The following is a 12147-nucleotide window of genomic DNA, read 5'->3' on the forward strand; positions in this document are numbered from 1 at the left end:
TCGGCCGGTTCGCGGCAGTGTCCGGGCCAGATGCGTTGCCACTTCCGATTCGAACAAGATGGTTATGGCAGCTTCTCGCAAGCCGCGCCGTGAGGCAGATCACGCTCCGTTTTCGTCCCGGCCGTAACGCCAGCCGGCAACAGGATTGCCTGCCGATGGCAAGCCGCCTAGCAACGCGGCCATGACCGTTTCAGAGATCGCCCGGGTAGACCCTTTCCACGCCATGGCCATCGGCCGCCTCGCTTACGAACTGGCGGGCGAAGGGCGGGACGTGATCCACATGGAATATGGCCAGCCTTCTACCGGAGCGCCGGCGGCCGCCATCGCCGCGGCCCACCGCGTGCTGGACAGCGACCCCGGCGGCTATTGGGAAAGCACGGCTCTGCTGGAGCGCATCGCCCGGCACTACCGCGAGGCTTATGACGTCGGGATCGACCGCGAGCAGGTGATCCTGACTTGCGGCGCCTCGCCCGCATTCGTGCTGGCGCTTTCCAGTCTCTTCGTGCCCGGCGCGCGGGTCGCCCTGGCCCGGCCCGGCTATGTTGCTTACCGCAATACGCTGAAGACGCTTTATCTCGAACCGGTGGAGATGGCCTGCGGTCCGGCCGAGCGCTATCAAGTGACGGCCGCGGCGCTGGATGCGCTGGACCCCGCGCCGGACGGGCTGATCCTGGCCAGCCCGGCCAACCCCACGGGAACCGTGATCGCGCCCGAGGAACTCGCGGCCATTGCGGAGGTCTGCCGCCGTAAGAATATCCGCGTCGTCTCGGATGAAATCTACCATGGCCTGGCCTATGGCGCGCCGGCGCAGTCGACGCTGCAGCATCTGCCCGAAGCGGTGGTGGTGAACAGTTTCTCCAAGTATTACTCGATGGCGGGCTGGCGCCTTGGCTGGCTGGTGGTGCCGCCCGAAGTCGTCGCCCCGGCGCGCGCGCGGATGAACAACCTGTTCCTCACGCCCTCGGTCCTGGCCCAGCACGCGGGCCTGATCGCCATGGACGAAACCGCCGAACTGGAAGGCCATGTCGAGGGCTATGCCCGCAATCGCGAACTGCTGCTGGCCGCGCTGCCCAGCCTCGGCCTCGACCGGATCGCCCCGCCCGACGGCGCGTTCTACATCTACGCCGACATCGGCCATCTGACCGAGGACAGCCTGGCCTTCTGCCAGCAATTGCTGCGCGACACCGGAGTCGCCACGGCTCCGGGCATCGACTTCGACCCGGTCGACGGGCACCGCTTCATCCGCTTCAGCTTCGCGGTCTCGACCGCCCTGGTGCAAGAGGCAATCGCGCGCATGGTGCCGTGGTTCGCGAGCAGGGCGGAAGCGCGTTCGGCCTGAGGCCTTTCAGGCGGGGCAATTGCCGATCCGCGCGCCCGTCACCCGCCTGCGATACCGTTGCTTGAAATTCGAACCCTCGCCCAAGATCGAGACGGCCGTGTCCATCGTATCGGCGCCTACCTTGCCGTGCACGTCGTAGCTCAGGGAATACATGCCGGCCGCGCAAGTCTTGCCGCCGGTCACTTTGCCGCTTTTGATCTTCACGGTCGAACGCGTGCACAATCCGTCTTCGGCAAGGCCGGTGGCGGCGGCCAGAAGTCGCTCCAGCGCATCGTCATGCTCGCCCGCAGCAATGCAGACGGTATAGGTCTTTCCAGGCCTCAGCTGAAATTCCCGTGAGGGCTTTTCGTTGAATGTCGCGGACTCCTTGATCTGCCACAAGCCCGGCGTGACTTGCGGCCGCCCGCCGATGACGACGATTTCCGCAGCCGGCGCTTCGCTGGGCACGGCGATCGGCGTCGATGGCGGCAGGCGCGGAACGGTCGCGGCGAGATCGGCCGGCTCGCTCTCGCCAGGGTCCCAGCGCGGCGGCCGATAGGCAACCGAGGCGATCCGCTCGGCCAGGCAGGCCTTGGCCGGGACTGCGTCACGGAAGCCGTCCTTGATGCAGGCATTGAGCACGGTGCAGACGAAGCGATCGATGTCGGCATCGCCGCTGGAGATCATGACATCGCAGCGCTTCATGTGCGCACCCCATAGCGCGTAGTTCAGTTTTACGCGGCGTATCTTCCGGCCAATCACGACGATGTCTTCGCCCGAGGGAATTGCGGCGGCGGCAGGCTCGGGCGTCTGCGCGCGCGAATGGGCGAACAGTGCCGCACATGCGAGCCCCGCAGCGGCAAGACAGGCCAGAGCGCGGCGCACGTCGATCCTCCCTCCCTTCCCGCGAGGTCATGCCCCGCTTCGGCACTCGAATTCCTTGCGCGGCGTTAGTCCCGCCGGGCGAAGATCATCGCGGTGTCCGTACCGCCGTGTCCAAGCCATTCTTGTGGAACGGGCACGGCACCGCATTGCTTAACTTTGTTCACTTTCCCTGCCAAATAGTAAGGCCTGATTTCAGAGATTTAACCTGAACAGCGCTGCGGCTCTTTGCGAGATCCGCCAGATCCGGAAGTCTTTTCGGGGCGCTGTCAGGCATCGCCCCTGCGAACGCGCTGCGATTGACCGCGGACGCGCCTCGGCGCTTCTCTTGCTGTGAAAAGAAGGGTGGAGGGGAACGATGGCCACATTCGTGCTGGTTCATGGCGGCGGCCATGGTGGGTGGTGTTACAAGCTGGTCGCCCAGCGGCTGCGGGCCATGGGGCATGAGGTGCATGCACCCTCCTTGAGCGGTCTGGCGGATCGTGCGCATGTTCTCAGCCAGGCGATCGACCTGGACACCCACATCGATGACGTGGCCGGCTTGCTGGAGTTCGAGGATCTGACGCAGGCCATTCTCGTGGGGCACAGTTATGGCGGCATGGTCATTACCGGGGCCGCGGACCGCAAGCCGGAGCGGGTCGGGCACCGGGTCTATCTCGATGCCGCTTATCCGCGCGATGGCGAATCGCTTTACGAACATGCCCATGAGCAGATCCACATGGCCCGGCAGGGTCTGCACGACGTGGGCGGCGTGCCGATGGTGATGGCGCCGATGCCGGGCTTCGCGGCGTTCTTCGGGGTGACCGATCCCGAACTCGGCGCCTGGACCGATGCCAGGCTGACGGCGCAGCCCTGGAAGTGCTTCGAGCAGAAGATCGTCTTCCGCAACGAGGCGGCCATGCGGGCGATCCCGGAAAGCCACCTGATCTGCACATCGACGATTCCCGGCCGCGACATGACTCTGATCGATGCGCGGTCTCACGGGCGCGTGTGGGATATCGACACCGGGCATGACCTCATGCTGACCGAGCCGAAATGGGTCGCAGAACGCCTTGATGCCATCGCCCAAGGCACCTGACTCGATTGCCCCTGGGCAGGCTTCCGAAAGCAAGCCCTTGAATCTGCTGGTCGCACGTGCAGAAGATTTAACCGCGATTAGCGTTTCAGGAATGGCCCCGCCCCTGTAGCAGGATGGCACGCGCCCTTGATCCGACCCGGCGCGCGGATTGACAGTCCGCGCCGGTTGGGGACTTTGGCGTACCAAGCAACAACACGGTGGCGAGTCCCTTGACCCAGCACGTATGCAGTACGGAAGTGTGGATCGCGCGCCTGCGCGACTTCCTGCACGATTGTGCGGGCAGTGCGCCCTCCGAGGAACACGACCGTATTCGCGAGGGTCTGTTGCTGTTCCTCCACGATCCTGCGCGAGGGGAGAAACGGCTTGGCGCGGGTCAGAAGCCTGGCCAGAAGCCCGAGCCGAAGTCGGCGCACAAGCTGGACCCCGCCGCGATCGAGGCCATGCTGGCTTGCGGCGCCACCGAGAGTGCAGTCCTGGCGCTGATCGGTCCCAACGATACTTTCATGCTTTCGCGCGGGCTGAACGGAACCTGCCTCGCCACCCTGGTGATGGCGGATGGCTCCGAAGAGATGATCTGCGAGGCGGCGACGCTGTCGCTGGCGCTTCTGGCGGCCTATGTCTCCAAGCTGCTGACCGGAATGGAGCGCCGCGACACGGAAGCGGCGCCCGTGACGCTGCCTTCGGGGGTACGCCTCCACTAAGCCGGGCCAAGGGCCGATTTTTCTGGAACAGGCGGCGCAGATGTGCGAACGGGGCGGCGCTCCGCACGGTCGCACGTCGAGCGGAGGCGCCGCCAGTTCGGGTTCATTCGCGTTCCCGCGAACGCTTCGGGCCGGGAGGGGAATACGGCCGGGTTTGCCGAAGCGTACGGGGCCGGCGCTGTTGGAGTGGCGTGCCGGCGCGAGCGTTGTGACACGGGATCGCTTAAGCATTGGTAGGGCGGCCCTTAGGGTCATGTCCGTGTCCGTTCGCCCGTCAGTTCACCAGCGAAGCCTCTATGGCGATGCGGATCGCGTCGGACGTGTGGTTGGCGCCCAGCTTGTTCAGCATGTTGGCGCGGTGGATTTCCACGGTGCGCGGGCTGATCGAGAGCCGTTCGCCGATCAGCCGGTTCGAAAGGCCGCTGGCGACCCCGCCCAGCACTTCGCGCTCCCGCCGGGTCAGGCGATCGATCCGGGCGCGGGCCATGACTTCGCGCAGCTTGGCATTGCCGACATGCTCGGCGCGGTCGATCGCGCGCGCCAGCGTGGCGTTGAGTTCCTCCGCGGCGATGGGCCAGGCGATATAGTCGATCGCGCCGTCGAGAACGGCCTGGACGATGCGGTTGGCGTGGGGATGTTCGCTGAAGGCGATGATCGGGAACCACTCGCCATGACGGGCCATGTTGTCGATCAGGTCGTCGATCACGCCGGGCTCGTCGTGGATGAGGATGACCCCGGAGCGGGGCCAGGCGCTGGCGATCTCGGAAATATTCTCGAAGGGTTCGACATGTATCTGCCCGGTTGAGAGGGCATGACTGATGGCGGCGCGTCTTCGCAGATCGTTATCGATCAGGATGAGATTGGAAATCCGCTCCATGCGTATTCTCCCTTTTCGGCTTGTGCCTAGGGGGATATCGCATGATCGCTTTCCTGCGCGCCGGACCTGCTCCAAAATCGACCTATGACCCGCCTCCCGGCAACGAGACGCGCGGGGCACTGCGGGTTTCGGCAACCGAAACGGCAACATTTCCCGCACCGTGAACCGTCAGCGTTGGGCGAGCAGGGCCTGTCCGATCTCGGCGAAGTCGGCGCGCAGGGCCGCAAGGCTGCGGGCATCGAAAGCGATGGCGCTGTCCAGCACGGTGCGGCGCGCGGCGTCGTAAAGCTGGTTGAGCGCAGCGGCCACCTCGCTTTCGCCCGAGACGCCGAGATGCAGGGCGGTGATCGCCGTGAGCGCGCGCGTCAGCGAACGGCTCTTCAGCCCGTTGTCGCCGTTGCGGTCGGCATGGATGGCGGTGCCCAGCGCGGCCACGAGGTGTTCGTAGCACAAGTGGACCAGTTCCGCCGGCCCGGCTCCGCTGACGCGCGCATCGAAGTCTACCCGGCGATAGGCTTCGACCGGGGAAAGCTGGCGCCGCATCTCAACTGCTCTTGTTCCACTGGGCGATCTGGTTCTGCAGCATCGTCAATGTCGATTTCGACACGCCGATCCGCGCTTCCGACACGGAGAACTGCGAGGAGAGGCGGGCGCGGAGCTTCTCCTGCTGTTCCGCCAGACTGCTCCGGTCATCGGAAATCTGCGTGAGCAACTTGGTGTAGCGCGAGATCGAGCCGCCCAGAGAGCTGGTATCGGTGCTGGACGTCGCGGCGCGATAGATCTTGTCATAGCTAGCGTAGACGCCGTGGAGGCCGTTGGTGAACATGGCCGTCACGCCTTCGGGATCGGCGGCGATGGCCGTGTTCAGCCGATCGGTATCGAGCGCGAAAGTGCCGTCGCGCTGGGTCTTGAGGCCGATGTCGGCCAGGGTCTTCGCCGTGCCGGTGGCATTCGGCATGATGGTCGATCCGGCCAGGCCCGAAAGCGCGCGCTTCAGGGCGCGCGCGCCGCCGTCGTTGGCGAGATCGCCGCCGATCGCGGTGGCCGTATTGAGCGCGGACATCACCTCGTTCAGCGCGTCGGTGAAGTCCTGCATGGCGCCCGCGATCGAGGTGGCGGGATTGGCGAAGCTCACCGTGGTCGGCGCGCCGATGTTGGTGGCGGCAAGCAGGAGCTTCACGCCCGGAATGGCGTCGCTGACGGTGTTGGATCTGGCCGTCATCGCCAGGCCGTCGACCTTGAAGGCGGCATCCTGCGCGGCAGCGAGAAGCTGGGCCTGGCCCGGAGCGGAGCCGGTGGCGGGGCTCCAGGCCAGCTTCGAGAGGCCGGGATTGGCGGGGTCTTCGCTCGCTTCCAGCATGAAGCCGTTGGCGGCGCCCTCTTGGCCCTTCAGCACGAGTTGCGCGCCGTCCACGGTCTGGGCGACATAGGCGCTGACGCCGGCGTTCGCGGCGTTGATGGCCTTGGCCACGTCGGCAAGCGAGGCGCCCGCCGCGATCGTCACATCGACCGCCGCATGGCTGCTATCCGCCGTGAACGCGCTGCCGGAGACGGTGCCGAAGCGCAAGGTGAGCGTGCCCGCGCCGACTTTGTCCGTGGCGGCCGGATAGGCCTTGCTCGCCAGTTGCTGGCCCCGGGCGAGTTGGGTGACTTCCAGCGAATAGGTGCCTTTGGGCGTCGAGGTGCCGGTGAGGCTGGCCGCGCCGACCGCGGCATTGGCAAGGCTGGGCGTGCGCGCCAGGTCTCCCGAGCGCACCAGCGTCCCTAGCGAGGTATCGAGCGAAAGCAGCATGGACTTGATGTTGGAGGCCGTGGAAATCTGGGTGCCCAGCTTGTCCGAGCGGGCTGTCAGGCGGTCGTTCCGGCTGGCGAACTGGGCATTGGCCAGATTGTTGGCCAGGGCTGCCATGTCCACGCCGCTGCCGCCGCCAAGCGCGGTCACCAGCGAGGAACTGGTCAGCGACGAAGTCGCGGCGGTCGATGCGGTGGTGGTAGCCATGGGTCGGAGAACGGCAGGGGTGGGCATTCGTTAAGGGGCGGCTCGGGAGAATTTCTCAGCCCTGGCGGGGATCGGGACGCCCTTCGGCATCGAAGCGGACGGTGACAGGCACGGAGACTTGCGGCGGGTGGCGATGCTCCCCGCGCCGAAGGGCCAGCACGAAGGCGAGGATCGCGGCAATCGCCACATAGTGGTCTTCGCGGATCATCTGCCTTTCGCGCGTGGTGAAATAGACCGAGCGGGCGAGCGCGGGGTAGGAGAGCACCGGCAGGGAGAACTCCGGCGCCATCTGCCGCATCGCCTGCGCCCGATCGCCGCGGCCCTTGGCGATGACCAGCGGGGCAGGCGCCATGGCGGGGTCGTAGGCAAGGGCGACGGCGAAATGCGCCGGATTGGTGATGATGAACTGCGCATCCTTCATCGCCGGGACCAGCCCGCCCATGGCGATCTTGCGTTGCCGCTCCTTTATGGCCGCCTTCTTTTCGGGCGAGCCTTCGCTTTCCTTCTGCTCGTCTCGCACGTCCTGAAGGGTCATCCGCAGGCGCATCATCCGGCGCACCAGCTGCACCGGCAGGTCGACGAGGGCGATCACGAACAGCCCGGCGGAGAGCCAGAAGAGAAGCTGGACCAGTGCGTCCCAGGCATAGGCCAGCTCTGCGAAAAGGTTGCCCCGCCCGAGTCGTGCGAAAGCCTCCAGCCGCCCTTCGGCCCAGGTCCAGGCGATCGTTCCAAGCAGAGCGATCTTGGCGATGCCTTTCGCCATCTCGATCAGGCCGGTCAGGCCGAACATGCGCTTGAGGCCGGACATCGGGTTGATCCGCGAGCCCTTCGGCGCCAGGTTGCCCCCGAGCCAGCGCCCTTCGCCGAACCCGAGCTGAGAGACCAGCGAGGCGAGGACGACCCCCAGGCCCAGCACCAGGATCGGCGGAAGCCCGGCCAGGAGCGCACCCATCAGCAGGCGGCCGGGGGTGAAGTCGTCCAGCGCGGACTTGTCCCAGGTGAAGCCGGCGCGCAGCACTTCCGCCAGCATGTTCAGCACCCAGGGACCCGCCAGCGACAGCCATGCCGCGCCGATCGCCACCGAGGCCGCCGTCGCCAGTTCACGCGAGCGGATCACGTCGCCGCGTTTTGCCGCCTCGCGCTTGCGCTTCTCGGAGGGCGCGAAGCTCTTTTCGCCTTCCTGTTCGCTCATGGCGCCCTGCCATCGCCGGATTGCAGGAGTTCGGCCGTCTGTTCGACGGCGTCGGCCGAAAGACGCACCACGAGGTCGGTCAGCACCGGGGCGCCCACCAGCAGCGCGGCGATACCGCCAAGCACGCCTGCCGGAAGCCCCAGCGAGAACAAGTTGAGCGAAGGCGCCGAGCGGCCGAGCACGCCGGTGACGATCTGCACGACCAGCAGTATCAGGCAGGCGGGCAGCGCGATGGTCACGCCCGTGGCGAACATGCGGCCCGCGAACCTGGCAATCGCGGCGAGGCGCTCGGCCCCGAGCCAGGTGTGCCCCGGCGGGAAAGCACGGTAGCTGTCGACGATCAGTGCGAACCATTGCAGATGGGCGCCCAGCGCCAGGAAGACCAGCGAGAGCACCACCGCGAAATACTGCCCCAGTGCGGGAGACTGCGCGCCGGAATTGGGGTCTACCGCGGTGGCGACGTTCATGCCCATCGCGCCGCCGATCAGCTCTGCCGCCAGGATCGGCGCTGCGAAGGAAAGCTGGAGCACGAAGCCCAGCGCCAGGCCGACAAGCACTTCGCCGAGGACGCAAAGCACCCCGGCGGCGGAGAACAGCGCGGCCGGTGCGGCGACGTTCGTCCAGGCGCAGACCAGCACGGCCAGCGATCCCGCGCCGATCACGCGGACTTGCGGCGGTACGCCGGCGATGCCGAAGAGCGGGGCCGCGACCAGGGCCGCGCCGATGCGCGTCATCACGAAGACCAGCCGCCAGAATTCGGCCTCCAGCGGCCCGAACCCGAAGTCCAGCTGGATCACGGCGCGGCCTGCTCGGCCAGTCCGGTGCGGGCGATCTGCGCGAAGACTTCCTGTGCGAACTCGCCGACGAGGGTCATCATCGAACCGCCGAAAACCACCAGCACCACGGCGGTGACGGCCAGTTTCGGCACGAACGTCAGCGTCTGCTCGTTCACCGAAGTCGCGGCCTGGACCACGCCGACCGCCAGCCCCACCGCCAAGGACGCCAGCAGGACCGGCGCGGCGACGAGTGCCGTCACCCAGAGCATGCGGTCGGCCAGCGAGAGCAGGGCGGTGATGTCTTCCATCGCCTAGCCGAAGCTCGCCGCCAGCGAACCCATCAGCAGGGCCCAGCCGTCGATCATCACGAAGAGCAGCAGCTTGAACGGCAGGGAGACCACCATCGGGCTCATCATCATCATGCCCAGGCTCATCAGCACCGAAGACACCACCAGGTCGATCACCAGGAACGGCAGGAACAGCATGAAGCCGATCTGGAAGGCCGTCTTGAGTTCGCTGGTGACGAAGGCGGGAAGCAGGATCGAGAAGGGCACGTCTTCGCTCCTGCCGAAGCGGGCCGGCCCGTTGCCGTTCCGGGCGGCCATGTCGGCGAACATCATGAGGTCCCGCTCGCGGGTCTGGCGGATCATGAAGGCATGGAAGGCGCGTCCCCCCGCCGCAATTCCCTGTTCGGCATTGATCCGGCCGGCGGCGTAGGGCGCAACGGCATCGGCGTTCACCCTTTCAAGCGTGGGCGCCATGACGAAGAGCGAGAGAAACAGGGCCAGTCCGATCAGCACCTGGTTGGGCGGGGACTGCTGCAGACCCAGCGCCTGCCGCAGGATGGCCAGCACCACCAGGATGCGGGTGAAGCTGGTCATCATCAGGATCAGGCTGGGCAGGATCGTCAGCAGCCCCATGACCAGCAGGAGCTGCAGGGACATGCTCAGTCCCCCCGAACTTCCGGCGCCGTCCGCTCCACTGCCTCCCAAGGAACCCAAAGCGCGGTCCAGTGCGCCGGGTATCGCCTCCTGCGCATGGGCGGCGAGCGGCACGAAAAGGGCCGCGAGCAGGCAGGTGGCGAACAGGCGCTTCATGGCTCCGCGGTCCCGGCGGCAACGATGGCGTCGAAATCCGGACGCGCGGGGGCTTCCGCCAGGCGCGTGAGACCGTGGCGTGTGGCTGCCACCAGGATTTCCCGGTCGTGGAAGGCGATCACCGCCAGGCGCTGGGTGGGCGAGAGCATCAGCGTCTCCACGATCCGCAAGGACCGGCTGCCGGCGTTCAGCCCCGCCCGCTCCTGCATCTTGCGGGCCAGGATCAGGCAGCCCCAGGCCAGCAGCCCGATGAGCGGCAGCAGGACGACCAGCTTGGCCAGATACCAGAGCATCAGGCCGCGCCTTCCTCGCCGTCGGGCAGGGCCGGGGACAGGGCATCTTCCGCCGACCCGCCCTCGGCGCCCTCCAGCCCCGCGATCTCCACGATCCTCAGGCCGAAGCGGCCGTTGTGAGACACCACTTCGCCGCGCGCGATCGGCTTGCCGTTGACCAGCACGTCGAGCAGCTCGTCGGTCAGCCGGTCCAGCACGACTAGGCTTTCGGGGCCGAGCGAGAGCACGTCCTTCAGCTTCATCTGGGTCCGGCCCAGTTCCACGGTCAGGCGCACGTCGACGTCGCGAAGAAAATCGAGGCCGCGGGGATGGATGCTCATCGTCGGTCGTTATCCCTGTTGTCTGGAAAGCGGGGTGAAGGCGTCAGAACGCGTGCGTGACCTGGACCGCGACCCGGTCGTCGATTTCCCCGATCGTGCCGCTGGCGAGCGTGCGGCCACCGATCTGGAGCGGAACGCTGCGCGCCACCGCCACCGGCAGGATCTCGCCCGGGCGCAAGTTGGACAGGCGCGCCATGCCGAGCCGCATGTCGACAAGCACCGCCGTCACTTCGAGCGGCATGGAGGCGAAGGGCTCCTCGGCCGGTTCGGGATGCACGAAGCGCCGCCGCCGCGGGGGTCCGTAGCGGGGCGTCGTGGTGGCGGCGGCCAGCGTGGTGGTCGGCAGAGCGAGGGTGAGGGACCAGGCCGACAGGCCCGGCTCCTCGATGTCCAGCGACAGTGTCAGCAGGTCGGCATGGGCGGGGAAAGGGTCGAGCTGGCGCAGGCTGACATCGCGGCGCAGCGGACGGACGCGGTGCTCCTCGCCGCCCTGGCCGTCGAGCGCGAAACTGAGCGCTTCGGCCACGCAAGTCTCGATGTGGGCGAGCAGGAGCTCGGCGGAAAGCGGGAAGCTTTCGGGCAGGGGATTGGGCACTTCACCGGGGCCGCCGTAGGCTCGGTCCACCAGCCGGAAGACCGGCGCGGCCTCGAAGATCGCCAGGAGCGGCAGGCCGGAGACGCCCATGCCCATCAGCGTATGCGCCGCCAGACCCGCGATCCCGGCCTCGACCGTCGCCAGCGTGGCAGCCACCGGCATGGCGGCGCGCACCAGCGGCGCCTCGCCGCCCGACAGCCGGGCAAGGCCCACGGCAAGCGCACGCGTCAACCTTTCCCCGATCAGGGAGAACGCCGGAACCAGATCCGCGGTCGAGGGGCCCGTTCCCAGCAGTTCGCTGCAGTGATGTGCCGGGTGATGTGCCGGGGGACGGGCCGGGGAGCGGGCTGCATGCCCGCGGGACGAGTCTGGAGCCGCCATCACCGCTGCCTTCCTGGATGATGTCTCACTGGATGATGAAAGTGCGGAAGTAGACGCCGTCGACGCCGCCGAACCCTTCCTTGCGGATCAACACGTTGTTGATCGCGGCGGTCAGCCGTTTCTCCAGCCGGTCCTTGCCCGGCATCGTGTAGACGTCGTTCTCGGGCGTATCGGCCAGGATTTCGAGCAGGGCGGAGCGGATCGCCAGTTCGTGCTTCTTCAGCCAGATCACCACTCGGCCATCCCGCCGCGTGGAGCAGGCCAGGCTCAGCTGGACGAGGGCGTCCGAGTCCTTGAGGTTGGAGGTGAAATCCTCGCTGAAGGTGAAGTAGGCCGTGCGATAGGGATCGCCGCCGTCGCCTTCGACCTCGGGCGGCGCAGCACCCTCTTCACCCTCGGCCTTGGGCATATAGGGATCGTCCTCGCCCTTGCGGACCAGCTTGGGCTGGTTGTCCTCGCGGCTGGAGGCATGGCCGCCGATCATCCCGCTCATCATGAGCGCCGCCACGCCGCCGCCGCCCACCACCAGCATGCCCGCGGCGATGAGCACGAGAGTCAACTTGCCCCTGCGCCTGGTTCCTGCCTTGCCGCTGGCCTCGGCGGTGCCGTCCTGCGCTGCCTTTTCGCTCACTGTACGC

The 12147-nt window shown here is 67.1% G+C and carries 15 protein-coding genes; 3 read left to right on the top strand and 12 right to left on the bottom strand.

Going from position 1 to position 12147, the window contains the following annotated elements:
* Positions 1–181: 181 nt before the first annotated feature.
* The gene (locus EDF58_RS18485) at positions 182–1339 is read left to right on the top strand and encodes an aminotransferase class I/II-fold pyridoxal phosphate-dependent enzyme (protein ID WP_132268231.1); all 1158 of its coding nucleotides are present in this window, start codon (positions 182–184) and stop codon (positions 1337–1339) included.
* Positions 1340–1345: 6 nt separating this feature from the next.
* On the opposite strand, the gene EDF58_RS18490 is transcribed toward EDF58_RS18485, so the two are convergent.
* Complete coding sequence (locus EDF58_RS18490) at positions 1346–2203, bottom strand: DUF3617 family protein (RefSeq protein WP_132268232.1); 858 nt, start codon at positions 2201–2203, stop codon at positions 1346–1348.
* A gap of 355 nt (positions 2204–2558) precedes the next feature.
* On the opposite strand from EDF58_RS18490, the gene EDF58_RS18495 reads away from it, so the two are divergent.
* Together EDF58_RS18495 and EDF58_RS18500 are read left to right on the top strand one after the other, a co-directional pair.
* The gene (locus tag EDF58_RS18495; RefSeq protein WP_132268234.1) at positions 2559–3278 is read left to right on the top strand and encodes an alpha/beta hydrolase; all 720 of its coding nucleotides are present in this window, start codon (positions 2559–2561) and stop codon (positions 3276–3278) included.
* A 209-nt stretch (positions 3279–3487) separates the two neighbouring features.
* Positions 3488–3979 (top strand): hypothetical protein, encoded by a 492-nt coding sequence (locus EDF58_RS18500; RefSeq protein WP_132268236.1) that lies wholly within the window; start codon positions 3488–3490, stop codon positions 3977–3979.
* A gap of 274 nt (positions 3980–4253) precedes the next feature.
* On the opposite strand, the gene EDF58_RS18505 is transcribed toward EDF58_RS18500, so the two are convergent.
* The 11 genes from EDF58_RS18505 to EDF58_RS18555 all read right to left on the bottom strand — a co-directional run bounded on the left by EDF58_RS18505 (position 4254) and on the right by EDF58_RS18555 (position 12140).
* Complete coding sequence (locus tag EDF58_RS18505) at positions 4254–4856, bottom strand: LuxR C-terminal-related transcriptional regulator (RefSeq protein WP_132268237.1); 603 nt, start codon at positions 4854–4856, stop codon at positions 4254–4256.
* Positions 4857–5024: 168 nt separating this feature from the next.
* Complete coding sequence (locus EDF58_RS18510; RefSeq protein ID WP_132268239.1) at positions 5025–5399, bottom strand: flagellar protein FliS; 375 nt, start codon at positions 5397–5399, stop codon at positions 5025–5027.
* Between the two features lies 1 nt (position 5400).
* The gene (gene fliD, locus EDF58_RS18515; protein WP_132268241.1) at positions 5401–6855 is read right to left on the bottom strand and encodes a flagellar filament capping protein FliD; all 1455 of its coding nucleotides are present in this window, start codon (positions 6853–6855) and stop codon (positions 5401–5403) included.
* A gap of 55 nt (positions 6856–6910) precedes the next feature.
* Positions 6911–8047 carry an EscU/YscU/HrcU family type III secretion system export apparatus switch protein gene (locus tag EDF58_RS18520; RefSeq protein WP_132268243.1) on the bottom strand — a complete coding sequence of 379 codons (1137 nt, stop codon included), beginning with the start codon at positions 8045–8047 and terminating at the stop codon, positions 6911–6913.
* Complete coding sequence (fliR, locus tag EDF58_RS18525; protein WP_132268245.1) at positions 8044–8844, bottom strand: flagellar biosynthetic protein FliR; 801 nt, start codon at positions 8842–8844, stop codon at positions 8044–8046. Before fliR ends, EDF58_RS18520 begins: the two co-directional genes overlap by 4 nt.
* A complete protein-coding gene (locus EDF58_RS18530; protein WP_132268246.1) occupies positions 8841–9131 on the bottom strand; it encodes a flagellar biosynthetic protein FliQ in 291 nt (96 codons plus the stop codon). Before EDF58_RS18530 ends, fliR begins: the two co-directional genes overlap by 4 nt.
* 3 nt (positions 9132–9134) lie before the next feature.
* Complete coding sequence (gene fliP / locus EDF58_RS18535) at positions 9135–9920, bottom strand: flagellar type III secretion system pore protein FliP (protein ID WP_132268248.1); 786 nt, start codon at positions 9918–9920, stop codon at positions 9135–9137.
* A complete protein-coding gene (locus EDF58_RS18540) occupies positions 9917–10213 on the bottom strand; it encodes a flagellar biosynthetic protein FliO (protein ID WP_132268250.1) in 297 nt (98 codons plus the stop codon). The genes fliP and EDF58_RS18540 overlap by 4 nt, the downstream gene beginning before the upstream one ends.
* Positions 10213–10533 (bottom strand): flagellar motor switch protein FliN, encoded by a 321-nt coding sequence (fliN, locus tag EDF58_RS18545; RefSeq protein WP_132268252.1) that lies wholly within the window; start codon positions 10531–10533, stop codon positions 10213–10215. The genes EDF58_RS18540 and fliN overlap by 1 nt, the downstream gene beginning before the upstream one ends.
* Before the next feature lie 43 nt (positions 10534–10576).
* Positions 10577–11359, bottom strand: coding sequence for a FliM/FliN family flagellar motor C-terminal domain-containing protein (locus EDF58_RS18550; RefSeq protein WP_243654362.1), 783 nt, complete (start codon positions 11357–11359; stop codon positions 10577–10579).
* A gap of 175 nt (positions 11360–11534) precedes the next feature.
* Positions 11535–12140, bottom strand: coding sequence for a flagellar basal body-associated FliL family protein (locus EDF58_RS18555; protein WP_132268255.1), 606 nt, complete (start codon positions 12138–12140; stop codon positions 11535–11537).
* Positions 12141–12147: the final 7 nt, after the last annotated feature.

It is taken from the genome of Novosphingobium sp. PhB57 (assembly GCF_004342985.1).
Lineage (GTDB): Bacteria > Pseudomonadota > Alphaproteobacteria > Sphingomonadales > Sphingomonadaceae > Novosphingobium.

Coding starts and splice junctions, on each gene's coding strand:
- EDF58_RS18495 (WP_132268234.1), top strand. CDS start 2,559: ATGGCCACATTCGTGCTGGTTCATGGCGGCGGCCATGGTGGGTGGTGT.
- EDF58_RS18485 (WP_132268231.1), top strand. CDS start 182: ATGACCGTTTCAGAGATCGCCCGGGTAGACCCTTTCCACGCCATGGCC.
- EDF58_RS18520 (WP_132268243.1), bottom strand. CDS start 8,047: ATGAGCGAACAGGAAGGCGAAAAGAGCTTCGCGCCCTCCGAGAAGCGC.
- EDF58_RS18505 (WP_132268237.1), bottom strand. CDS start 4,856: ATGGAGCGGATTTCCAATCTCATCCTGATCGATAACGATCTGCGAAGA.
- EDF58_RS18530 (WP_132268246.1), bottom strand. CDS start 9,131: ATGGAAGACATCACCGCCCTGCTCTCGCTGGCCGACCGCATGCTCTGG.
- EDF58_RS18510 (WP_132268239.1), bottom strand. CDS start 5,399: ATGCGGCGCCAGCTTTCCCCGGTCGAAGCCTATCGCCGGGTAGACTTC.
- fliD (WP_132268241.1), bottom strand. CDS start 6,855: ATGGCTACCACCACCGCATCGACCGCCGCGACTTCGTCGCTGACCAGT.
- EDF58_RS18540 (WP_132268250.1), bottom strand. CDS start 10,213: ATGCTCTGGTATCTGGCCAAGCTGGTCGTCCTGCTGCCGCTCATCGGG.
- fliP (WP_132268248.1), bottom strand. CDS start 9,920: ATGAAGCGCCTGTTCGCCACCTGCCTGCTCGCGGCCCTTTTCGTGCCG.
- fliN (WP_132268252.1), bottom strand. CDS start 10,533: ATGAGCATCCATCCCCGCGGCCTCGATTTTCTTCGCGACGTCGACGTG.